At 44.3% G+C, this 23,414-nt stretch carries 21 protein-coding genes; 8 read left to right on the top strand and 13 right to left on the bottom strand.

The features are described from left to right. Positions 1 to 105 precede the first annotated feature (105 nt). Both helD and cutA read left to right on the top strand, forming a co-directional pair. A complete protein-coding gene (gene helD / locus CTT30_RS19600; RefSeq protein ID WP_252036726.1) occupies positions 106 to 2,172 on the top strand; it encodes a DNA helicase IV in 2,067 nt (688 codons plus the stop codon). 13 nt (positions 2,173 to 2,185) lie between these two features. Further along, positions 2,186 to 2,506 carry a divalent-cation tolerance protein CutA gene (cutA, locus tag CTT30_RS19595; protein WP_239863989.1) on the top strand — a complete coding sequence of 107 codons (321 nt, stop codon included), beginning with the start codon at positions 2,186 to 2,188 and terminating at the stop codon, positions 2,504 to 2,506. Here cutA and CTT30_RS19590 read toward each other — a convergent pair. After that, positions 2,470 to 3,087 carry a DUF2238 domain-containing protein gene (locus CTT30_RS19590; RefSeq protein ID WP_252036725.1) on the bottom strand — a complete coding sequence of 206 codons (618 nt, stop codon included), beginning with the start codon at positions 3,085 to 3,087 and terminating at the stop codon, positions 2,470 to 2,472. The genes cutA and CTT30_RS19590 overlap by 37 nt on opposite strands. Before the next feature lie 232 nt (positions 3,088 to 3,319). On the opposite strand from CTT30_RS19590, the gene CTT30_RS19585 reads away from it, so the two are divergent. Both CTT30_RS19585 and CTT30_RS19580 read left to right on the top strand, forming a co-directional pair. Continuing rightward, positions 3,320 to 4,159 carry an isopenicillin N synthase family dioxygenase gene (locus CTT30_RS19585; protein WP_239836253.1) on the top strand — a complete coding sequence of 280 codons (840 nt, stop codon included), beginning with the start codon at positions 3,320 to 3,322 and terminating at the stop codon, positions 4,157 to 4,159. A gap of 131 nt (positions 4,160 to 4,290) precedes the next feature. Continuing rightward, positions 4,291 to 4,905: a DNA-J related domain-containing protein gene (locus CTT30_RS19580; protein ID WP_252036724.1), complete on the top strand. Its 615-nt coding sequence runs from the start codon at positions 4,291 to 4,293 to the stop codon at positions 4,903 to 4,905. 53 nt (positions 4,906 to 4,958) lie between these two features. Here the strand turns inward: CTT30_RS19580 and CTT30_RS19575 are convergent, their stop codons facing one another. The 4 genes from CTT30_RS19575 to CTT30_RS19560 form a co-directional block, all read right to left on the bottom strand. Then, positions 4,959 to 6,614, bottom strand: a complete 1,656-nt coding sequence (locus CTT30_RS19575; protein ID WP_239863992.1) for an ABC-ATPase domain-containing protein — start codon at positions 6,612 to 6,614, stop codon at positions 4,959 to 4,961. Between the two features lie 72 nt (positions 6,615 to 6,686). Further along, positions 6,687 to 8,600 carry a sensor domain-containing phosphodiesterase gene (locus CTT30_RS19570; protein WP_252036723.1) on the bottom strand — a complete coding sequence of 638 codons (1,914 nt, stop codon included), beginning with the start codon at positions 8,598 to 8,600 and terminating at the stop codon, positions 6,687 to 6,689. 229 nt (positions 8,601 to 8,829) lie between these two features. After that, entirely contained in the window at positions 8,830 to 10,020 is a 1,191-nt protein-coding gene (gene fabV / locus CTT30_RS19565; RefSeq protein ID WP_252036722.1) for an enoyl-ACP reductase FabV, read from the bottom strand. Positions 10,021 to 10,093: 73 nt separating this feature from the next. Next, positions 10,094 to 10,693: a GDSL-type esterase/lipase family protein gene (locus CTT30_RS19560; protein WP_252036721.1), complete on the bottom strand. Its 600-nt coding sequence runs from the start codon at positions 10,691 to 10,693 to the stop codon at positions 10,094 to 10,096. Between CTT30_RS19560 and CTT30_RS19555 the strand changes: the two genes are divergently transcribed. From CTT30_RS19555 to CTT30_RS19545, 3 genes are all read left to right on the top strand, one after another. Beyond that, positions 10,692 to 11,366 carry an ABC transporter ATP-binding protein gene (locus tag CTT30_RS19555; protein WP_239836259.1) on the top strand — a complete coding sequence of 225 codons (675 nt, stop codon included), beginning with the start codon at positions 10,692 to 10,694 and terminating at the stop codon, positions 11,364 to 11,366. The two genes, CTT30_RS19560 and CTT30_RS19555, sit on opposite strands and share 2 nt — an antisense overlap. Continuing rightward, positions 11,366 to 13,807, top strand: a complete 2,442-nt coding sequence (locus tag CTT30_RS19550) for an ABC transporter permease (protein WP_252036720.1) — start codon at positions 11,366 to 11,368, stop codon at positions 13,805 to 13,807. Before CTT30_RS19555 ends, CTT30_RS19550 begins: the two co-directional genes overlap by 1 nt. Before the next feature lie 289 nt (positions 13,808 to 14,096). Continuing rightward, the gene (locus tag CTT30_RS19545) at positions 14,097 to 15,536 is read left to right on the top strand and encodes an FAD-dependent oxidoreductase (protein ID WP_252036719.1); all 1,440 of its coding nucleotides are present in this window, start codon (positions 14,097 to 14,099) and stop codon (positions 15,534 to 15,536) included. Between the two features lie 48 nt (positions 15,537 to 15,584). On the opposite strand, the gene CTT30_RS19540 is transcribed toward CTT30_RS19545, so the two are convergent. Genes CTT30_RS19540 through CTT30_RS19530 form a run of 3 tightly spaced genes read right to left on the bottom strand, consistent with a single transcriptional unit; the run spans position 15,585 to position 17,973 of the window. Next, positions 15,585 to 16,517 carry a 5-oxoprolinase subunit C family protein gene (locus CTT30_RS19540; RefSeq protein WP_239836262.1) on the bottom strand — a complete coding sequence of 311 codons (933 nt, stop codon included), beginning with the start codon at positions 16,515 to 16,517 and terminating at the stop codon, positions 15,585 to 15,587. Continuing rightward, complete coding sequence (locus tag CTT30_RS19535) at positions 16,514 to 17,221, bottom strand: 5-oxoprolinase subunit B family protein (RefSeq protein WP_252036718.1); 708 nt, start codon at positions 17,219 to 17,221, stop codon at positions 16,514 to 16,516. Before CTT30_RS19535 ends, CTT30_RS19540 begins: the two co-directional genes overlap by 4 nt. 17 nt (positions 17,222 to 17,238) lie before the next feature. Continuing rightward, positions 17,239 to 17,973: a 5-oxoprolinase subunit PxpA gene (locus CTT30_RS19530; RefSeq protein ID WP_239875107.1), complete on the bottom strand. Its 735-nt coding sequence runs from the start codon at positions 17,971 to 17,973 to the stop codon at positions 17,239 to 17,241. Positions 17,974 to 18,214: 241 nt separating this feature from the next. Between CTT30_RS19530 and galE the strand changes: the two genes are divergently transcribed. Further along, entirely contained in the window at positions 18,215 to 19,231 is a 1,017-nt protein-coding gene (galE, locus tag CTT30_RS19525) for a UDP-glucose 4-epimerase GalE (protein WP_252036717.1), read from the top strand. 91 nt (positions 19,232 to 19,322) lie between these two features. On the opposite strand, the gene CTT30_RS19520 is transcribed toward galE, so the two are convergent. From CTT30_RS19520 to CTT30_RS19500, 5 genes are all read right to left on the bottom strand, one after another. Next, on the bottom strand, positions 19,323 to 19,460 hold the full coding sequence (locus CTT30_RS19520; protein ID WP_005473113.1) for a TIGR02808 family protein: 138 nt from the start codon (positions 19,458 to 19,460) through the stop codon (positions 19,323 to 19,325). Between the two features lie 12 nt (positions 19,461 to 19,472). Then, positions 19,473 to 20,051 (bottom strand): NapC/NirT family cytochrome c, encoded by a 579-nt coding sequence (locus CTT30_RS19515; protein ID WP_239874603.1) that lies wholly within the window; start codon positions 20,049 to 20,051, stop codon positions 19,473 to 19,475. 29 nt (positions 20,052 to 20,080) lie between these two features. Then, entirely contained in the window at positions 20,081 to 20,536 is a 456-nt protein-coding gene (locus CTT30_RS19510; RefSeq protein WP_239836266.1) for a nitrate reductase cytochrome c-type subunit, read from the bottom strand. Positions 20,537 to 20,605: 69 nt separating this feature from the next. After that, positions 20,606 to 23,095, bottom strand: coding sequence for a periplasmic nitrate reductase subunit alpha (gene napA / locus CTT30_RS19505; RefSeq protein WP_252036716.1), 2,490 nt, complete (start codon positions 23,093 to 23,095; stop codon positions 20,606 to 20,608). Next, positions 23,092 to 23,406, bottom strand: a complete 315-nt coding sequence (locus CTT30_RS19500) for a chaperone NapD (protein WP_239836268.1) — start codon at positions 23,404 to 23,406, stop codon at positions 23,092 to 23,094. The genes napA and CTT30_RS19500 overlap by 4 nt, the downstream gene beginning before the upstream one ends. Between the last annotated feature and the right edge of the window lie 8 nt (positions 23,407 to 23,414).

The raw sequence follows: 23,414 nt of genomic DNA, 5'->3' as shown, positions 1-23,414 counted from the left end.
ACCTTTTCTACATCGTGAGCATAACAATAGATATTGACAGGATCTTTTCATTCTTCAATCCGGTTGAGTTATGATGTCGGCAATTGAATTTAAGGACAAGCAAGAATGCAGCTAATTGCCAACAAGACTGCACAATATTTAATTCAAAATGAATATCATCAGGTTTCCCTCGAGTCTGATTTCCTCGTACTCAGTTCCAAAGCTTGCGAAGAGAGAATTCCGTTTAATGTTTGGAATGGTAAAGTGAAGCTTAAGCGAGGATTATTTTGGGGGGGCTTACAGTTTTTCGCTCATTCTGAAGGTGGGGTTCAGCGTTCTTGGCTAATCCAAGGGCTTCCCTGGGAACGCTGTCGAGATTTCGCTAGATTCGCTGTCGCGGCGTATCAAAAGTGGCACCAGCATCAATGTGTTCAGCTCAATAAATTCTTACCCGAGTGGGAAATGGAGATTCGAGGTTTTGAACGTCAGCCCGCATTTCTGACACATTCAACCGTGAATAGTTGGCTTGATAAGCTGAATCAAGACTTCTCTTCTATGGAAATGACCCTAGAAGATGCCGTTCTCAGGATGCCAGAAAGGATGTCCAGTATTATTCCGTGGATAGAGCAAACCGATGAGGTAATGGCCGAACGTAATCAAAACTGGATGGTGACTGAGTTAGACAATTGGAAAGTACTGTTTTCACAGATAGAGTCTTCTCCACTGAATCTTTCCCAGCAACAAGCGGTTTTGCTTAATGACGACAACAACCTTGTTCTTGCAGGTGCGGGCTCAGGTAAAACCAGTGTTTTAACTGCACGGGTTGCTTACCTACTACAAAGCCACCTTGCGCAGGCTGAAGACATACTGATGTTGGCGTTTGGCCGCGATGCCGCTGAGGAGATGAAACAGCGTCTTGAGACCAAGATAGGGCTCAGTGCTGAAAACGTCACGGTAAATACGTTCCACCAACTGGGCTTAAAAATTCTAAATCAAGTAGAGAATGAACCTGTCATCATTTCTCCTATTGCTTTAGATGACAATCTTAAAAATGCTTGGTGCATCGACTGGCTCAAGAAACATTGGATGACACCAACGGCATTTAAACGCTGGCAAAAGCATCTTCAAAAATGGCCTATTGCTTATTTAGCAGGTGATGATGAGCTCGGCAGTCATGTAGAGAACCCGAAACTGATTGCTTGGTTAAATAAGCAGCTGAATCAGTTGTCATCAATGGGATGCACTAAGAAAGAGATACAACAGAAATTAGTGGATCACAACGATTACACCAGATTGAACAGCGAACTCTCGCTTGTCTGGCCTTGTTATCAGGCGTGGTTGGAGATGTTGAAGGCCGAAGGACATATCGACTTTAATATCATGATCACCAAAGCGACCCAATATGTTATGAAAGGTAAGTTCAAAGCGCCTTGGAAGTACATCATGATTGATGAGTATCAGGACATATCACCACAACGCTTAGCCTTGGTAGAAGCATTATGTCAGCACGTGAACGATCAACACTGTGTGTTGTTTGCCGTTGGTGATGATTGGCAGTCGATTTATGAATTTGCTGGGGCCGATGTTGACCTGACGACGGGTTTTTCTGAGCGCTTCCCGCACTCAACCGTTCATTATCTTGATACGACCTATCGGTTTAATAATCAGATAGGGCAAGTTGCAAATCAATTTATACAGCAAAACCCTGCCCAGTTGGAAAAAGAGCTGAAAAGTCACAAAGAGCAGAAATCAAAAGCGGTGACACTAGCGCCAAGTAACTCTGTTGAAAAAATCTTAGATGAGCTTAATCGGAAAGCGAAAAGTACTCAGACCGTATTGATGCTTGGCAGAAATCATTATCATAAACCTGAACTGCTTTCTGAGTGGCAAAAACAATTCGCCTTGCTGTCTATTGAGTTTATGACTTGCCATGCTAGTAAAGGTAAAGAGGCAGACTTTGTTATTGTTCTCTCTGTAGATGAAGGGCAGTTTCCAGCTCGGGTTAAAGCCTTGCACATTGATGGTGCTTTAACCCAAACTGGTGAGACCTTCCCCTATGCCGAGGAGAGGCGTCTGTTTTATGTAGCTTTGACGCGTGCCAAGAAAAAAGTATGGGTGACTTACACTGGATCTGGCTCAAGCTTTGTCAAAGAGCTGGTGGAGAATGACTATCCAGTCATTGTTAAGAAATAAGGATATACGAATTATGAGTGGGCAATTCTGTATTACTCTGACTACATCAAATAGTGACAGCATTACTCAGCAAATTATTGAGTCTGCGCTTAAGAAAGGCTTAGCAGCCTGCATTCAGACAATGCCGATTCGAAGTCATTACATTTGGGAAGGAAAAATCTGCAACGATAAAGAAACGCTACTTATCATGAAAACCAAGAAAGCGTGCTATGCGGAACTTGAACAAGTAATTGTTTCTAATCACAATTATGAGGTACCTCAGGTTGTTCAAGTCCCGTTTACAGAAGGGTTTAACCCTTACCTAACTTGGATAGAAGAGAGCACCCGCTGTTGAGACGCAAGCAAGGTTAATGAAAGTAATGCACCAAGCGTATCCATTAACATATCTTTTTGTGCATCCCATATGTCGCCTTGAGAGCCTAAAAAAGCAATGCCCTCATCCCCGCCTGCGAGGGCAGCATACCACCATTCGATAATTTCATACCCTGCAGCAAGAGACATTATTGCGAAAAGAGCGAAAGCCATGGCTAGCTTTATGCTCATCAGCTGTTTTTTGATTAGGTATTCAGCAATTGGGTAGGCGTATAAGCCGATAGAGAAGTGTGCGACACGATCGAAATGGTTTCTTTCGGAACCGATTAAGTTGTTAAACCAGTCGAATGGTACTTCAGCAAAGGTGTACTTCGCCCCAATGGTATGCAGGGTTAGCCAGATAAACATTAGACAATAGGCAGTGTTGGAAAACTGAAAGCGTCTAGAGACCCACCAAATAACGGCAAGGATTCCTAATGCAGGAATGATCTCTGCTATCCATACTGGGTACGAAGAAGGGGATATAGCAGAAAATAAGAAAACTAAAGCGTAGGCTGCTGTTAACCAATGTAATATTGAAAATGAAGCTTTATTTGGATTCATTAGACTTTTCCTAATTCAGTTCGTAACGTAATCATGCCACTCAATAAAACATTGTTCAATTGTGGGTTGAGATGTTTCCGGTAATAAGTGTTTAACGATTTATGTTGAAAGACATAAATATCGCACACTTAGAGCTCAAACAAACGTTTTCATTTCATCAAAGTTTGATTTACCTATATGTCACACTTAGAATCGCAAACTCACTTATTACATAAACAATAAAAGTAAAGCCATGAAACTGGAAACTGTCGATTATTTAGCTGAAGATGCTGCTCAGCAATTTGTCACCTCACTTCGTGAGACTGGATTCGGTGTACTAAAAAATCACCCGATTCCAAAAGAGCTTGTGGAATCTATCTATGAGAACTGGTATCAGTTCTTCATGACGGAGCGTAAGAACGAGTTTACCTACAATGTTGAAACTCAAGATGGTTACTTCCCACCTTCCGTTTCAGAAGTTGCAAAAGGCCACACAGTTAAAGATATCAAGGAGTATTTCCATATCTACCCTTGGGGGCAGATGCCAGAAGAGCTTAAAGAGCAGATCATGGATTACTATGATCGTGCGAATCAATTTGCTCAAGAATTACTAGGCTGGGTTGAAGCATATGCACCGAAAGAGGTACAAGAAAAATTTTCTGTAGCGCTTTCTGAAATGATCAAGGATAGTGATAAGACGCTGCTTCGTGTCCTTCATTACCCACCAATGACAGGTGATGAAGAGCCTGGGGCAATCCGCGCTGCAGCTCATGAAGATATTAACCTGTTAACCGTTCTTCCAGCGGCAAATGAACCAGGCCTGCAAGTGAAAGGTAAAGATGGCGCTTGGATTGATGTGCCGTGTGATTTTGGTAATTTAATCATCAATATTGGCGACATGCTCCAAGAAGCTTCTGGTGGTTACTTTCCATCGACGACGCATAGAGTGATTAACCCTACTGGTGAACGTCAGGAAACATCGCGCATTTCATTGCCTTTGTTTTTGCATCCTAAACCAGAAGTGGTATTGTCTGAACGTCATACAGCCGACAGTTACTTGATGGAACGACTACGTGAGTTAGGTGTTATCTAACAGCCAGTTTATTAGAAAGAGCCAGCAAACGCTGGCTCTTTTTTTGGGTCACGATCCTTAAATCTAAGATATTCGCTCGACAAACGGGCCATTTTGGATTTTTATTAAAAATAAACCCCTAGTGAGTGGATATGAACGAGCATCAGGAAGTCGCGGCCCAGTTCCAGCAGTATATGGAGAATCCTCTGCTGTGGCCTATCATGGAAATCCTCAGAAAGCAGCCTTCAGGATGGAAAGTTCATACATTATCTTCCCACCTCAGTGAGCTCGAACTGTTACCTGTACTTGATGGTTTACCGGAAAAAGATCTCTTCAAGCGCAATTTCTTAATCATGAATGCTCTGTATCAGCTTCAGGAAACCTTATATCCAGATAATTGGTTACAGGTGCAGGCGATGGACATTGTCTTAATGCCTCAGTCACGAGTGTTTGGTCATGAAGTGGATCATGAGGATCCGCTGCGGGATTATTATCTAGATTGGCACAACTATGAAGCAGAAGAGGGTGAGGTTAAACGCCTACTGAATGAATTCTGGACTCGATACCGAGAGTTTGTAGGCAGTACAAATGATGATATGGACCGTGCTAAAGCACTGTCCTTATTCAAGTTACCGCGCGACGCTAGCCAAACGGAAATACGTAAAACATGGCGTAAACTCGCGCTTAAGTGGCATCCAGACAGAGAAAACGGCAATAGTGAGCGTTTTCGAGTGCTTTGTGAAGCATGGCATGTACTCAGACACTAACAAAAAGCGCCAATCAAGGCGCTTTTTACGTGGAGTCTTTCCAGACTATCTCATTACGATGTCGCTTTAAAATGCGACTTTCTCATCCGGTTTAGCGCGGCCATGACATCAAGAGTTCTTGGCTTAGCAAGGTCGCCTTGATTCGGCATGTTTTGACACCAGTCGCCCTGTAAAATCTGTTGGACTTCTTTTGCAGGGTTTTCAGACCAACCAGGCAATTGTGCTAATTGGAACCACAGCCAACCGATGGCGTTGATCTCTGAGCTGGACTCAATCTGCTCCAACGCACTGAGGTCAGTAAATTCTTTACCAAAACGCAGAGAGTCTATGCCCTTTGCTGACACACGGAATTTCCCATCAGCCAGTATTTTTTGCAATGCTGCTCTGTTGAGCGCTCTTGGTCGGAATGTCCTTAGAGCATTTTCTGACTCATTATGTCGCTCTGTTGGATGTTGCTCTACCACTTGCTGGGCTTTCTCGGTGACATCTACGGCTTGGTAATCGTGCATTTGAATCACGGTATCAGCGACATCCAAGTAATCACCAGATCCCCCCATGACGATAACAGTCGATATATCTAGCTCATCGCGAAGCTGCCCAATACGATCAACTAAAGGGGTGATTGGTTCATCCCCTTTGCTAACCAGAGCCTGCATACGTTCATCGCGAATCATAAAGTTGGTTGCAGACGTATCTTCATCAATTAGAATGCCTTGCACACCTGCTTCAATAGACTCTTGCAGCCAGGCCGCTTGAGAGGTTGAACCTGATGCATCCTGAGTGGAGAAGTCTTTGGTATCACGGCCCATCGGAAGGTGATTAATATAGTTGGAAAGATTGAGATTGTGCACGCAGCGACCGTCTTCCGCACGTATCTTCATGGCGTTCAGGTTTGTCACTACAAGTTCACGTCCATCACCAGGGATGTGGTTGTAAATTGAGCGCTCAATGGCGTTAAGAAGAGTGGATTTACCATGGAATCCGCCACCGACGATCAAAGTAATGCCTTTTTTAATACCCAAGCCTTGGACAATGCCTTGGTTTGGCGTTGTAAAGCTGACTTGCAAAGATTCAGGAGCTTTAAGGGTAACGGCGTCTTTCATCGGCAAATCACAGTTGCCAGCGACACGAGGTAATACAGAGCCGTTACCCACAAAAGCAAGTAGGTTAAGCTCATCAAGCTTGCTACGAATAAATTCCTGATCTTCAACGATTTCGCAATGATGGATTAGGGCTTCTTTATCTAACTCACGTTCTAGGGTTGCACGTCGAATAAACTTTGGAAGATGGAATGTCAGAATATTGTTGGCTTTTTTGCCCAGCACTGAACGGCCTTCTGCCGGAAGATTAACGCGGAATCTGAGCTCGATGCCAGCTTCAGTAAACAACACAGCGGTGCTATCCAAAACGGTTTGTCCGGTTAAAGCGATACTGATGCTGTTTTCATGCTTAGCAAACTCGGCAAAGCTTCGTGCAATAAAGTCGCGAGCAGCCATTTGATACGTTTGAGACTTATCACGTAACCACTGTAATCCAGTAACTGACCAAGGACGGATAGCACGTACGCGAGAAGCTGATGCATAAGGGTCAGCCTGAACATAGTCGATATAGAATGTGTAATCGCTAAAGTCGTACTGACCTTTGATTTGCTGGTAAGCGCGATAATTCTGTTTTTCGATTTTTTTTAGCGTAGCAGTTAGCTGGTCCATAAGACGTTCTCAAGCGAGATAAAATGAAGGCGAGGATTATAAGAATCGCTCGCCACAGAGTAAAGGGTTAAGCTACTGATAAGTCATGTTGGTATGACTGGGGTAATTTTGGCTGAGCAAACTGGTTTCAAACTCATCGCATGGCATAGGTTTGCCATAGAAGTAACCTTGCCCATATTCACAGCCTTCTTTAATGATAAAGCTCTCTTGACTTTCGCTCTCTATACCTTCAACGGTGACGGTTAAGTTGAGCTTTTTGGCAACATGAATGATTGACCTGACAATTTCTTTATCTTCCTCACTGTCGTCCAATTGCTGAACAAAGCTTCTATCAACTTTAATCGCGTCAAATGGAAACTTTTTCAAATAATTAAAGGAAGAATAACCAGTTCCAAAATCATCGAGCGACAGCGTTACACCTAGATTATTCAGAGCAAGTAAAGTATTTCGCGCAGTGACTTCATCATCAATTAAACCACTCTCAGTGATCTCAAGTTCTAGAAACTTAGCTGGTAGCTGGTAGGCGTTGAGCAGATCTTCAACTTGCTCGATAAAATGCGGGTTTTTAAGCTGTATCGCTGAAATATTAACGGCGATTTTAAAATCGTCCACATGTTCCATCCAATCAGCGGCTTTTTGAATAGCGGCTTGAAGTACGAAACTGCCAACTTCAAAGATTAGCCCGTTTTGCTCGGCCATATGGATAAGAGTTTCATTGGAAATATCACCCAGAATAGGGTGACGCCACCTCAGTAGAGCTTCAGCGCCTGTCCATTTATGTGTCGTCGGTGACACTTTCGGTTGGAAGTAGAGCAATAAATCATCATTACGTACTGCTTGCAATAAATAGCTTTCCATCTGATTTATGTGCTTCTGAATATCAGCGATCGCTTGTGAGTAGTAACTGAATTTATGCCCTGAATCTTTACACGATTGCATCGCTTCAGAAGCGTACTTTAGTAAGTTCTTTGGGCAAAGTGTGTCGTTGGTTGTGCTGATTCCAATATACGCATTAAGGTGAAGAATATCGCCATCAATATCAAATTCAGATTGACTAACTTCGACTAGTAGATGGCTGAGAATGTTTAAGTCAACGTCGAGCTGAGATGACTCAATCAGTAATACTAAATTGGTGGAAGTGGGGCGAGCGGTTAGAATCTGATACTGGCTTAAATCACCCAGCCTTTCTCGGTATTGAATTAATACATCTTCCCATGAACTGTAGCCATATTTTGACTGGATTCTGCGACCATTGGTAAAACCAATATGGATAGCTGCCGCCTGTAACGAAGGGCTGATTCCCACATCTTTAATAAAGTGTTCCGCTTCATGCTCAAGTGCGGAACGGTTTAAAAAGCCAGTACCCAAGTCATGTCTTTGCTGGTAGCGAATTTTTTGTTCAGCGGCGCGCCGTTTATCTATCTCTTGATTCAGAGAGTAGTTGAGATCTACAAGATCCTGAGTGCGAGTATGTACTCTTGATTTGAGCTCTAAGTTGAGGTGTTTTAGCTTTTCATGCTGATAGAGTGTTTTTAGCTGTGATTCGATAGAGTCACGAAAACTTTCTATCAATTGCTGATAGGTCTCAGAAAAGTGGTTTTCTTTATTGTCGAGTACACAGATGGTGCCAAAAGTATCGCCATTCGGCCAGTTAATAGGAACACCACAGTAAGCCAGCAGTCCAAACTTGATGTCTGGATTGTCTTGCCATGCAGGGTCTATCTCAGCGTTTGGTACAATAAGCTGACTTTGTTCATTGACAACGGTTTCACAGTACAGGCCTTGCCCCAGCGTTTCTGAATCACCCACACGATAAGGGTGGTTTCCGTTGTTATTTGACGAAAAAACTTCAATATGTTGTGGGTAAATACGCATGATCAATGCGGTGGGTACTGACACAATCTCTGCGAGCAAGTCGACAATATTTTGCCAACCACTGGTCATTTCGTCAGGAATGACCAAGTTTGTAGTATTGATTTTTGACATACATTTTTTATCCCTGGCAGCTTAGCCTTCTAACCGGGCAATCCTAGCCCTTATGTTAATAATAGTCGCTATTTAGTAGGAAGCAGGAGAAGAGGCGTGCTTGGGAGACAACCTTCGTTCTTATTATTAAGAAAGGCAGATGCTACGTTTTAAAAAACGCCCTGTCAGTAAGGCAGGGCGCTTGTTGTATGTGTGTTTCAAAAATAAGACATACTTGGTAGGCGAATAATCAGCGCGTAAAATCACTTAAGTCAACGGGTTTGGTATAGTCTATTTCGCTGAATCCGAATCCGTTAATGTTCAAAAACTCTTGCTTAAAGCCCGCATAGTCACCAAGCTCTTTGAAGTTCTGACTGTTCATTTTTTCAAGCAACACACTCACTTGGCTCTGAATAGCTGGGCTCAGCTCCCAGTCATCCATTCTGATCAATCGCTCACTATCCAAACGAATAGAGGAGCCTGAGTAGAGTTTCTCTCTGAAAAGGCGCTGCATTTGTTCAATGCAGCCTTCATGAGTTCCTTCCTGTTTCATTACCCGATAAAGGGCGAGAATATACGGGGTGAGGCCGGGAATAAACACACTTGCTTTGGTTACCAGTGCTTTACACACCGTGGCATAGGCACCGCCACTGAAGTTTGCCATTTTAAGATTCAAAGCGTGACTGGTTTGGTGTAAATCGATTTTTGCTCGCCCGAGCGTTCCATCGAGATAGATTGCATGTGTCGACTCTGGGCCAATGTAAGAAAATGCAATAGTTTTACAGCCTTCAGCGATGGACTCTGCATTGATCAAGGCATCAATCCAGTTTTCCCAATCTTCTCCCCCCATCACTTTTAGCGTGGCTTCCGTTTCTTCTTCACTGGCTGAGTGAAGTGATGTTTCTACCCATTGATCGGTCTCCAAAGATACAGACGACCCTGAAACATCCTGCCCAATCGGTTTTATGGTCGAACGCCACATATCGTCACTATTGGGCTTTGGTCGAACACCACTTGCCAAACTATAAATAATTAAATCCACTTCACCTTCAAAATAGGTCTCAATGGCTTCAATCACTTCAGCTTTAGTTTGAGGTAAAAAAGCGTCACCTTGGATATTGATCGCAACACGGCCAGACTTTTGTGCGTGTTTTTGGAAGAAGATGTCATTGAAATAACCAGCAGAGCCTACTGATCTACTGGAGGGCCCTCGTTCGTATGAAACGGAAATGGTGTCTGCGTTTGCGCCACCGAAGGTGAGTGCTATGCGCGCTGCTAAACCAAGGCCAGAAGAACCACCAATGATAAGAACGCGTTTTGGCCCGCATTTTATTGGAGTGGCTTGTTGTGAATATTCGATTTGTTTTATTACTGAATGCTCGCATCCGGTTGGATGAGCGGTACGAGCAACAACGCCTTCAATCATGGGTTCTATGATCATGGAAACTTCCTTTTCAACACGGAGTCTCGTCACATTAACGTAAAGCTAGGTAAAGTTTATTGAGCTAGACCAATTAGAGGTGATTTAGTAATTCATTGGCGACAAATTCCGCAATCCATGGTTGAGCGATGTCCTTAGGGTGTAGGCCATCGTCCATCATCCATTCCGGTTTTGTAATTACTCCTTCCAAAAAGAAAGGAAGCAAGGGAACGTCAAGTCGCTCAGCCGTTGCAGGGTAAAGCTCTGAGAACGCCTGCGTATAGCGCTTACCATAATTAGGGAGTACGTGAATTTGCATCAATAGAGGTTCAGAACCCTCATCACGTACCATATTGATGAGTTGAGTTAAATTATTTTGAATCAGGCTTGGTGGGAAGCCTCGTAAACCATCGTTAGCACCAAGCTCGATCAAAACAGAGTCTGGCTGGTGTTCTTTGAGTAGTTTGGGCAGTCGAGCTAAGCCGTTACCTGTAGTGTCACCGGAAATACTGCCGTTAATAACGGTCAGATTTTTCCCTTTTTTAGACATGATGTCGGGTAACAATGTAGGCCATGCTTTTTCGATTGGCATCTGATAGCCTGCACTAAGACTGTCACCTAAAATCAAGAGTTTAGTCGCACTTGCTGGGTTAACGAAGAAAAGCACAAATACAAAGGAAAGTAGTCGAAACATGCATGCATCCGTAATTAAAGCTGAATCACTGTCCAAAGTAGTCTCTACTAATCAAGAGCAATTAACAATCCTAGAAAATGTAAATATTGACATTAAGGAAGCTGAAAGCGTCGCTATTGTTGGCACATCCGGCGCAGGTAAGTCTACGTTGATGACTCTGTTGGCTGGCCTAGATACACCAACGTCAGGTGATGTGCATTTACTAGGACGAACCCTCAATACTCTCAATGATGAGGAGAGAGCTGCGATTCGCAGTGAGTCGGTCGGTTTTGTTTTCCAAAGCTTTTTGCTTATTCCGAGCTTGAGTGCCTTGGAGAATGTCACTCTGCCTTGTTTGCTGAAGGGAGAGAATGAAGATGTAGACAGAGCCAAAGCTTTGCTGACCTCTGTGGGCTTGGAGCACCGTATCCATCATTCTCCGTCTCAGCTATCTGGCGGTGAGCAACAGCGTGTGGCGTTGGCTCGAGCATTTATGGTGCAGCCAAAAGTGTTGTTTGCAGACGAGCCAACAGGGAACTTGGACCAGCAAACGGCTACTAAAGTCATTGAATTACTGTTTGAGCTGAATAAACAGCACGGTACGACTCTAGTTTTGGTTACCCATGATATGAAGTTAGCTGAGCAGTGTGATCGCCGCATCCATATTCAAGCAGGGCATGTGGAGGAATCATAATGAGCTCGAGTTATTCTCCAGCCTTAAATCGTAGGCTGTTTTCATGGAGTTTGAGTGAGATACGTCATGGGCAGCTATGGCCAGTTTCGATTGCTTTAACACTAATTATCGCCTGTATTTTTGCTTTGACTGCGCTTGCTGAACGAATGGAGCAGGTTGTGGTGAAACAAGGTAAAGAGGCGTTGACAGCAGATACTGTGTTCGCAACCGCAAATCCAATCCCAGATGTGCTCTATCAAGCAACCAATGAGGCAGGGTTGACCACTTCCACTCAAACTCGCTTTGCCACTATGGCATTTAGTGATCAAAGCATGAAGTTGATTACCGTGAAATCGGTAGACAGCGCATATCCTCTCAGAGGGGAAATGGTGCTATCGGATGACAATCAAAAGTACAAGGCGGTTAGCCCCGGTGAGTTGTGGTTAGATGAGCGGCTGTTTTCTCAACTTGAGGTTAATATTGGTGACAGCGTCACTGTTGGTGATGCTGATTTCACGGTTACGGGGCGTATTGTTGAAGAGCCGGGACTTAGCTTTAATCCATTCCAGCAGATGCCGTCGGCATTCATTCACAATACAGATTTAGAAAAAACTGGGGCTGTTCAGCTAGGTAGCCGTGTCCGATACAGTTTGTATATCAATGGGGACGAGTCTGACATAGAGCAGGTAAAGCAAGCTATCGACTTAACTCCAAGTGATCGTTGGCGCGACCAAAATAGTGCTAGCCGAACCAATGAAGTATTCCAGCGTACTGAGCAGTACCTGTCACTCACGGTGGCGATTGTTGTTATCATGGCTGCGACAACGCTAGTGTTGACCTGCCAGCATTATGTTGCCACTCGCCGTAAAACAATATCGATGCTTAAAAGTCTCGGGGCAAGTAAACGTTGGATAGGGCGTTGGTTAGGTATTCAGGTCACTATCTTACTTAGCAGCGCTTCTGTTATTGGAGTGATAATTGGTATTGCACTTGAGTACTTACTGCGTATTCCACTTGTGGATTTATTACCAAACCCCTTGCCGAGTTATGGTCTTCAACCAGCGTTTCTTTCCATCATCACCAGTATTCTGATCGCAGTACCAGCACTCGGTATTCCTTTACTCAGTTTGCTGAATGTTAGTGCAATGGATGTCATGCAATCACAAGCAACGGCACAAAGAAGCCGCAAAACGGGTTGGCTGATCTTGGTTCCCATTGTGCCAATGTTATTCGTTTACAGAGAGAATACTTTGGTATGGATTGTACTGGGAGGGATGCTCGCTTTGTTTGTGACACTAGCAGTGGTGAGCTTGGTAGTGACCAGAATGCTTGGACGACTTCCGTTATCAACATCTTTCAAATTAGCGCTTAGCCGTATTAATCGATCTTCATTAGCTACGGGCATTCAGTTCGGTGCGTTAGCTCTTTCTCTGATGTTATTGGCGGTGATGTGGTTGGTTCGTACGGACTTGTTGTCAGATTGGCAAAAAACGATTCCTGAGAATGCGCCGAATGCTTTTGCGTTAAATATTGCTCCATATGAGAAAGAAGCCTACATAAGCGCGTTAGACGATCATCAAATTGAGCGTTCAAAAGCTTATCCGATCATAAGAGGCCGTTTAACGGAAATAAATGGTGAAGATGCTAAAGATAAGGCGCAAGGCGAAGAAGGTAGTGATGTACTACGCCGAGAAATTAATTTTACCTTCGGCAAAGAAAACCCTGAGCATAACATCATCTTGCAAGGTGAATGGACTGACCGCAATGGCGTTTCAGTCGAATCGGATGTCGCAGAAGACTTTGGACTTCAAATTGGGGATCAACTTACGTTTGTGATTAATAGTCAAGTCGTGAAGGCGAACGTCAACAGTATTCGTCATGTTGAATGGCGAGATATGAAGCCTAACTTCTATTTTATATTCACTCCAGACGTTTTAAAGAATATTCCTGCAACGTATTTGGTGAGTTTCAGAGTGGAGGAGCAGCACAATGGTGTCCTTAATGAGCTATCAAGAAGTCACCCAACAGTGAGTCTAATGGATATTCGCAGTATGGGTGCGAAAATTCAGGAGCTACTTACACAAATCGTTTGGTCAATTACTGTGTTAGCCGCGTTAGGTGTTATTGCTGGTGTGTTGTTAATCTTCACTTTGCTACGTCTCAGTTTGGGTCAGAGACAATCGGAAATACAGTTGTATCGAACGTTAGGAGCAAGTAAAAAGCGGGTTACTCGAACCATTTGGGCTGAATATGGATTAATGGCTCTTGTGGCAGGTTTGATCGCAACAATCGGTGCGGAGGCAGTGGTAGGGGGTATTATGTCATTTGGTTTTGATCTTTCTCCCAACTTGCATTTTTCACTCTGGTTTGCACTTCCTTTGGTGACTTTTTGCACACTTGCATTGGTTGTGAACAGCCTAATAAAACGGCTGCTAGTCCCTATAAATAAAGAGTTTAGCTAACTCATCAGTGGCTAAGTTATCCAGTTATCCACAAAAACAGTGGATAAAGTTTGGGATAACTTAGCCTGTAGATAACTCCCCATTTCCTCCAAAGCCAATAAGCATAATGTTTAGAGGATTCTTGTTATTCACAGTGACAATTTTTCTTCTTTCCACAAGATATGAGTCAAGCGTTTTTTTTCATTTTTTTTACTTGAAATTGTCATATTTATCCCCTTCAAAAAATGTGATTTTATTGGGCGCGCAAACTCAGTAAAATGTGCTGAGAATGAATAAATTAGCAACATAAATGCAGTCTGAAAAAACGAAAGTGGATACGCCTTCTGTCGCTGTGATCGGTGGGGGCATCGCGGGTTCGACCGCTGCCTTGCATCTGGCAGAAATCGGTATAAATGTTGTGTTGCTGGAAAAAGGCAAAACTTTAATCAGTGGGCCACCTATTTGTCATTTGCATGCTGGTGGAAATTTGTACAGAGAAATTTCCACCTCACAATGCATTGAGCTGTTGGAACAGTCCATCGAATCCGTACGTCTTTATCCACATACTATCAATCGTCGCCCAACCGTCATTGCTGTGCCATACAGTGATGGTGGTAGCCCAGAAGAATTGTATGAGCGGTTAATCACGATACAGCGATGCTATCAGGAGTTGGTCGATTTAGATCCGGCGAATGAAGTGCTCGGTGCCCCATCAGACTATTACAAGTTTTATGTTCGAGAAGAACTGGAAGCGTTAGCGACACTTAAGCAACCGAGCCAGCCAAGCAATGTGGATGATTGGATGATACCGTTTGCTAAATCTGCTGATTTAGACTCGCTCAAGTTTCCAGTCGTTGCAGTGCAGGAACATGGTTGGAGTGTATTTCGAATCGCTGCATCTGCAACATTAGCACTGGAGTCGATCCCCAACTGCCAGTTGCTGACAGAATCACAAGTTATAGGCCTTGAAAACACAAACCGTGGCTGGAAACTGGAATACATCAGCGCTAATGGTGTAACCAGCGTTTTGGAAGTCGACTATTTAGTCAACGCATGCGGTTATGAGACGGGAAGCATCGATGATCTTGCTCAAACTCCGCGCAATCGACTCGTTGAATTCAAAGCTGCTTATGTAACGCGCTGGGATGATTGCTGTGAGCTGTGGCCTGAGGTGATTTTCCACGGTCCAAGGGGAACTCCAAATGGAATGGCTCAACTGACTCCTTACCCTAACGGCATTTTCCAACTCCACGGAATGACGAAAGATATTACCTTGTTTGATGATGGCTTGGTGGCCTCAGGAGAAGAGTCGTCGCAGCCTACATTACCACTCAGGCTCCGGCGTAAGATTCAACAGGGCTGGGATGAAGAGGTGGTTCTATCAAGAACACGCCGAGCCATTGAACACATGGCGAAATTTGTGCCTAGTTACGAGAAGGCTCATGAGTTTGGTACGCCTCTTTTTGGGGCCCAACAAATCCCAGGTTATGATGAAACACTGCGCGCTGCTGACGTGACTTTTGAAGGGCGGAACTACGCGAGGATCGAAGTTGTTAAAGGTTCTTCTGCACTTGAAGCGGCTAATAAACTGGTTGAAGAGTGGAAGTTGTTTGACTATCAAGGAATGGCGATCGAAGCGTTGCACCCTGTCAGCATGGCGCTCAAGCCTGAGGATATCGAATCAAAAGCGGAACAGTTAGCGACCCTGCGGAATTATCCGAAGGAATTGGCTAACGTGTACGGTCAATAATCAAGAAGCTCCCGAGATTGGGAGCTTTGACGTTGTCTTGAAGATAGACTAGTAGCCAAAGAACTTTGCCCATTGGCACCATACGTCCTGTAAGCCTAATAGGTCACCCCTGACGAATCTAACCTTCTGCCCAGGCTTCGCTTGTGCAAGGCGAGGTAGATCAATCCGAGCGACACAGCCAATTTTCGGGTATCCGCCGATAGTCTGTCTGTCATTGAGAAGCACGATGGGCTCACCATTCGGCGGGATTTGGATTGCTCCTAAAGCAATGCCTTCACTAAGATATTCTTTGTCTGGTGGAATGACTTTGCTATCGCATAGTCGATAACCCATGCGATCTACCAATTGGCTGACTGTGAATTCTTGATTGTACAGTGAGCTAACGGCATCCTTGGAAAAGTCATTGATTTGATATCCTTCTATGACTCTTAGTTCAAGGGGAAGGTTATAGTCAGGTTTGTACCGAAACGTCATTTGTAGAGGCTTCGCTCTAACATCATGGGGCTTAAAGCCAATGACTTCTCCTGCTTGTACGGGGTTCCCTGACTGACTGCCACCTAGCTGATCTCGAGTGACGGTAGCGCAGCTTCCAAGTTGAGGTGTGACAGTAAAGCCTCCTTTGATTGCGAGGTAAGCCCTTAGCCCGTTTTTTGGTAAGGAAAAGGTCAGAGTTTGCCCTTGGCGAGCAACGAATGTTGACCAATTTTCGAGAGGCTTACCATCAAGTCGAGCATTAAGGTCTCCGCCTGCTATGGACATTTCGCATTTAGAGTGAATAAGAAACTCCGCCTGACCTAGTGTGATTTCAAGAGAAGCGCAATTAGTGGTGTTACCAAGCAGATGATTAGCCCAACTATATGCGTAGTCATCTACTGGGCCACCTTGAGTAATCCCCAAATGTGCCAGACCAAATCTACCGAAATCCTGAATGAGTGTTTGTTGCCCTGGCTTTACGACGGTGATTGCGTGGTTGATCATCATTGCCACCCCTTAGTGATTTCTCCACCTAGACGGAGAAACTCTTTTTCCGAAATCGGTCTAAAACGTACTTTAGTGCCTATTGAAAAGGGCAAAATGGGTGAGTTTTGGGGAGTATAAAGGTCAAGTGGACAATTACCTATGATGTTCCATCCCCCCGGAGATTCAGCAGGATAAACAGCGGTATTGGAATTGGCAATCCCTACGCTGCCTTTTGGTAACTTCACCCTTGGAGAAGGCTTCCTCGGTAAACGAAGGGAGTCTGCGACGGAAGTTAAAAAGGCGAAGCCGGGGGCAAAACCAATCGCACCCACTGTATATTCATGGGTCGTGTGCAGATCTATGATTTCTTCTAAGCTTAAGCCTTTTGCATAGTAATCCTGTAAGTCAGGACCCACATCATCATGGTAGTAGATCGGGAGCTCAATATGATGTGACTCAACATCATCAGGAAGGGCTTTGATTGCTTCAGTCACCAGTTTTTCTAGGTAAGGGACAAATTCGAAAATTGAGACCCTATGCGGTAAGTAATCAATTAAGATTGAATCAAAGGAAGGGGTGACATTCATAATCATCGCTCCCAATTGATTGGTGAGATAGTGACTTATTTCACCAATGAGGAGTGACAGTTTATGGCTAGGTTCTGCTTCAAAGTGGATGAGTATTGAGCACTCAGCAACAGGGTCGACAGATGTCTCTATATTCACTCGACAGTCTCCTTGCGTTAAAGGATGTTTCGTATTTTTTGAATCATAGTGATGGCTTGTTGATTATCGCCATGGACACAAATCGTGTCGGCTTCAATGGGGATGAGAAAGCCGTCAATTGTGCGTACTTTTCCGTAGTGGACGATTTGGCGGACCTGATCGAGTATGTCTTCCTCTCTATGTAACACTGAACCGGTCATCGAGCGTGGAGAAAGTGAACCATTTGATAAGTAAGCTCTATCCGCAAAAGCTTCAAACAGGATAGGAAGTTCATACTTATCAGCGATCTCCAAATGCCTTTCGTTATCATTGAACGCAAGCATCATTAAAGGTACGTCAAAGCAAGAGACTGCGTCAGCGATAGCATCAAAAATCGACATATCGCGCATCATGTCATTGTAGAGAGCACCATGAGGTTTGACGTAGTTCAGTTGGACATTTTGGCTTTCCGCTAAGGATTTCAGCGCTCCCACTTGATAGATTAGCATGTTGGTGATCTCGTCCGTTGCCATCGGTATTGAACGTCGACCAAAGCCTTGTAAATCAGGATAACTTGGGTGGGCGCCGATCTGAACATCATGTTCAATAGCCAACTTAATGGTTTGTGACATGATCTGTGGGTCGGAGGCATGAAAGCCGCAGGCGATATTTGCCATGTCGATCCAGGGCATCACAGCTTTATCGTTCCCCATTTTCCATGAGCCAAAGCTTTCACCCATATCGCAATTAAGAGTCATCGAGCGCTTTGTCATTGCTTCCATTCCGCTGTTTCTTATCCTTTCAACATCTTATAAAAATAACAAACAATCAATGATCCATTTCATTATTTCAGGAACAAAAAACAGTTTAGCGTGTTTAATACAGAACATTTGATGTTCATGTATCGCTTAGTGGGATGGAAGACAGTTAGACAAGCTTGATTCTCATTAATAAGCTATATTTTAATTCTCATATTCGTTAATATTTGGCCAAATTAATCAGAAGGTTAGTAATATGAATGTCTTGGTTACAGGTGGCATGGGGTACATAGGCAGCCACACATGTATTCAAATGATTGAAGCAGGAATGACTCCTGTTCTTTTTGATAATCTGTACAACAGTAAAAGATCTGTTTTAGACAGAATCAAGCAGGTAACAGGGACAGTACCGTCTTTTATCGAAGGTGACATTCGGGATAAAAAAAAGTTGGTGTCGGTTTTAAAGGAACACCAAATTAGAGCCGTCATCCACTTTGCAGGTTTGAAGGCGGTGGGGGAATCCGTAGAAAAACCGCTCGAATATTACGATAACAATGTAAACGGTACATTAGTACTGGTTGACGCTATGCGCGAAGCCGGCGTGAAATCAATCGTCTTTTCTTCTTCTGCTACTGTCTATGGTGATCCTGCTAGTGTGCCTATTAAAGAAGATTTTCCTACCAGTGCGACCAATCCTTACGGCCGCAGCAAACTAATGGTTGAAGAGTGCCTGACTGATTTTCAAAAAGCGAATCCAGATTGGAGTATTACATTACTTCGCTATTTTAATCCGGTAGGCTCACATCCCTCTGGAAACTTAGGCGAGGATCCGCAAGGTATTCCCAACAATCTGATGCCATTTATTTCACAGGTCGCGGTTGGAAGACGTGAATGTTTGTCTGTCTTCGGTGGTGACTATCCGACTAAAGATGGTACTGGCGTTCGTGATTATATTCATGTCATGGATCTCGCTGATGGTCATGTTGCTGCGCTTAGGAAAGTTGGTCACAAGGATGGTTTGCATATCTATAACCTAGGAACGGGTAATGGTTACAGCGTGCTAGAAATGGTCAAAGCGTTCGAAATCGCATCAGGTAAGCAAGTGCCTTACCAAATCGTTGCACGCCGTCCCGGGGATATTGCAGAGTGCTGGGCTGATCCTGCAAAAGCAATGAAAGAGTTGGATTGGAAAGCAGAGAGAACATTGGAAGAAATGACAACGGATACTTGGCGTTGGCAGTCCAATAACCCACAGGGCTACCCAGACTTTTAGTCTTATCGCTCGCTAAAAAAACAAAGCCACCGTTTCCGGTGGCTTTTTTACGCATGATACAAAATAGGCAAAATTGAAAATGCGAGTGAAGTTAATCGACCTCTTTGTCTTTACCAAGCGATAGTAGCCAAATCGAGATGGCAGCGACGACAGCAAATCCAGACAAAATAATGAATGGCATAGCGCCATAGCCAAGAATATGCCAGATAACGGATTCTAAAGTACTCATATCTCAGTGCTCCTATTGCCAGCCTTCAACGCCGTGCATGTCAGGAAGTTTATGTGCGATACCTTTGTGGCAATCGACACATGTTTTCTCTCCTGATGCTAGCGCGGTTGAGTGTTGCTTCGCACTACGTTCGCCTTGCTCTGAAAAATCCATGTACTCAAATTCGTGACAGTTTCGACACTCCAAGGAGTCATTTTTCTTAAATCTAGCCCACTCACGTTCGGCTAGGTGAGCGCGCCGCTCTTGGAATTTTTCAGGTGTATCGATAGTCTTTGTCACAAAGTGAGCGAATAGCTCTTTTGAAGCTTGAACTTTTCGTACGATTTTATCCGTCCATTCGTGTGGCACGTGACAGTCTGAACAGATAGCCCTTACTCCAGAACGGTTGGAGTAGTGAATAGTCTCTTGAATTTCAGCGACGATAGGCGCGTGACAACCGGAACAGAATTCTTCTGTATTGGTTGCTTCCATACCTGTGTTAAATGCGCCCCAAAATAGAAGACCACCAGCAAAGCCCATGAATAAAACTACACCGACGGCAGTTTTACTAGGGGATGCTAATCTCTTCCAAAACGCTTTCAATAATTTCATAGATAGCCTCTTACTTACTCGCGTATCACTTATTTAAGTGAATCGACACTCTTGAACTCATTTTCAACAAGCGGCTGAGCGTTTGCTTGCGGAACGTGACACTGAAGACAGAAATAACGGCGAGGAGACATATCTGCTAACACAGCGTCTTCGCGGTTTATGTAGTGCGTGACACTGATCTTAGTTGCGCCCATCTCTTTTGCATTTTTCCAACTGTGGCAAGAAAGACATTTGTTTGCATTCAAAGAGACTTCGTAACCACGGATGTTATGTGGGATCAGCGGTGGCTGATAAACATAGCTGCTATCTAGTGCCTGTTCACGAGGGTATTTTTTGAAATCGTCAGCAGGGCGAGTGGTTTCTAGCTCACTGGCACCACGTAGTGATTCCAAGCCGCCAATACCACCCGGGTTTTCTAACTCGGCAACGGCAGCTCCACTGATTAAAGCACCAACAGATAACAGTGCAATAAGTAATTTTTTCATCTTACATTCTCCGCCTTATGGCTTAATTCTTATCTGTGGTCGCCCTATGGGCGACCAACACATTCTGGTTTATGCAACTTTAGTGATCTTGACTGGACACTTCTTAAAGTCTGTCTGCTTGGACAGAGGGTCAGTCGCGTCAAGGATCAGTTTGTTGATCAGGATGCGTGCATCAAAGAATGGTACGAATACCAAGCCTTTAGGTGGGCGGTTACGGCCACGTGTTTCAACACGAACACGCACTTCACCACGTTTGTTGGCAATCAGTACTTCTTCTCCACGGCGAACACCACGAGCTTTAGCATCTTCTGGATGCATGTAACACACGGCATCAGGTACTGCTTTGTAAAGTTCAGGTACACGGCGCGTCATTGTGCCAGTATGCCAGTGCTCTAATACTCGACCTGTACATAGCCAGAGATCAAACTCTGAATCAGGCACTTCCGGTGGCGCTTCATATGGCGCAGAGATAATCAGTGCTTTGCCATCTGGTTTGCCATAAAAGTCCCAACCACTGCCTGCTTTTGCATAAGGATCAGAACCTTCTTTGTAACGCCATAGGGTTTCTTTACCATCCACAACAGGCCAGCGTAGACCGCGAACTTGGTGGTAAACATCGTAAGGTGCCAAATCATGACCATGCCCACGACCAAAGGCTGCATACTCTTCGAATAAGCCTTTTTGTACGTAGTAACCAAAGTGATGAGCATCATCATTAAGTTCACGTGCTTCTTCGATAGGGAATTTGTTTACGACACCATTTGCAAATAGCATGTCGTACATGGTTTTACCACGGTACTGAGGTGCTTTAGCCAGTTGTTCTTCTGTCCACACTTCTTCCATCTTGAAGCGTTTAGAGAACTCCATCACTTGCCATAAGTCAGATTTTGCTTCGCCAACGGTATCTACCTGCTGGTACCAAGCCTGAGTACGACGTTCAGCGTTACCATAGGCGCCTTCTTTTTCAATCCACATTGCAGTTGGAAGGACTAAGTCAGCAGCTTGGGCTGTTGCAGTTGGGTAAGGATCAGAACATACGATGAAGTTTTCTGGGTTACGATAACCTGGCAAACGCTCGCCGTTAATGTTTGGACCGGCTTGCATATTGTTGTTACACATTACCCAATATGCATTCAGCTTACCGTCGCGAAGCATGCGATCTTGAAGTACAGCGTGGAAGCCAGGTTTTGGAGGGATGACGCCATCAGGAATATTCCAGATGCCTTCTGCAATCTTACGGTGTTTAGGGTTAGCAACGACCATGTCCGCTGGTAGGCGGTGTGCAAAGGTACCAACCTCACGTGCTGTACCACATGCAGATGGCTGACCAGTGAGTGAGAATGGGCTGTTACCCGGAGTTGCAATCTTACCTGTAAGAAGGTGGATGTTGTAAATCAAGCTATTCATCCACACACCACGAGTATGTTGGTTCATACCCATAGTCCAAAGAGACATTACCTTCGTATCTGGATCTGCGTATTGCTTGGCAAGCTCAACGAGTTTCTCTTCAGAAACACCAGAAAGTTCGGCTGTTTTCTCTAGCGTGTATGGCGCAACCGATTTTTTGTATTCCTCAAAAGAGATAGAAGACATAGCGCCAGAGTTAGGATTCGCCGCTGCCATTTGGATTGGATCGTCGTCGCGAAGACCGTAACCGATATCTGTAGTTGCTTGCTTGAAGTTAGTGTGCTTGTTAACGAAATCCCAATTCACTGCATCATTTTCAATGATGTAGTTGGCAATGAAGTTAGCGATAGCTAAGTCTGACTGAGGTTCGAAAATATAACCTTTGTCTGCAAGCTCAAAAGAACGGTGGTAGTACGTAGACAGTACATTCACCCTAACGTGTGGGTGGCTTAGACGGCGGTCAGTAATACGAGTCCACAAAACAGGGTGCATTTCGGCCATGTTTGAGCCCCAAAGCACGAAAGAGTCAGCGTTTTCGAAGTCATCGTAACAGCCCATAGGCTCATCAATACCGAAAGTACGCATGAAAGCGCCAACAGCAGAAGCCATACAGTGACGTGCATTTGGATCAATGTTGTTCGAACGAAAGCCAGCTTTCATCATTTTGGCTGCCGCATATCCTTCCATGACAGTCCACTGGCCAGAACCGAACATACCTACGCTAGTAGGACCTTTGTCTTTAAGGGCTTGTTTCCATTTCTCTGCCATGGTGTCAAATGCGACGTCCCAAGAAACAGGAGTGAAGTCACCATCTTTATGATACTTACCATCTTTCATACGCAGTAGTGGCTGCGTTAGACGGTCTTGTCCATACATGATCTTAGAGAGGAAGTAGCCCTTGATACAGTTCAGGCCTTTGTTTACAGGTGCTTCTGGGTCACCTTGCGTAGCTACGACTTTGCCATTTTGTGTACCTACAAGGACAGAACAACCAGTACCACAGAAACGACAAGGCGCTTTGTCCCATGTGATTTTTGTTTGGTCTGAGCTAGCAATCAGGTTAGTCGCTGACGCTGGTAGAGTGATACCTGCGACCGCTGCTGCTGATGCTGCTGCGTTTGCTTTCACAAACGCACGTCTTGTCATCTTCATACTTCACCCTCGGTTTGGGAATATTGAGTTCCAGTGTTTTTATTTTTTGATTCGTCTTCTTCTAGCTCAGTTTCAATTTGGTGGTAGACCAGTACTGTGCTTAAAACGTTCGGTAAGTTGTTAATAGCTTCGATAGTGTCAGTAATGAATCCCTGATTTTCGGTTTCCAAAACAACAACAATTTTGCCTTCTGGACTGTCACCATAGATCTCTGCATTGTCGTATGCTTCGATCTGAGACTTAATCTCGGTCAGGTGTTCAGGAGAAACATGAACCACTAAGCTAGAAATATGCACTTCGTTAAGTGACATAGATATCT

The organism is Vibrio coralliilyticus, assembly GCF_024449095.1.
Lineage (GTDB): Bacteria > Pseudomonadota > Gammaproteobacteria > Enterobacterales > Vibrionaceae > Vibrio > Vibrio coralliilyticus_A.
The sequence above is the reverse complement of the archived record's forward strand: the minus strand, read 5'-3'. Positions and strand labels throughout refer to the sequence as shown.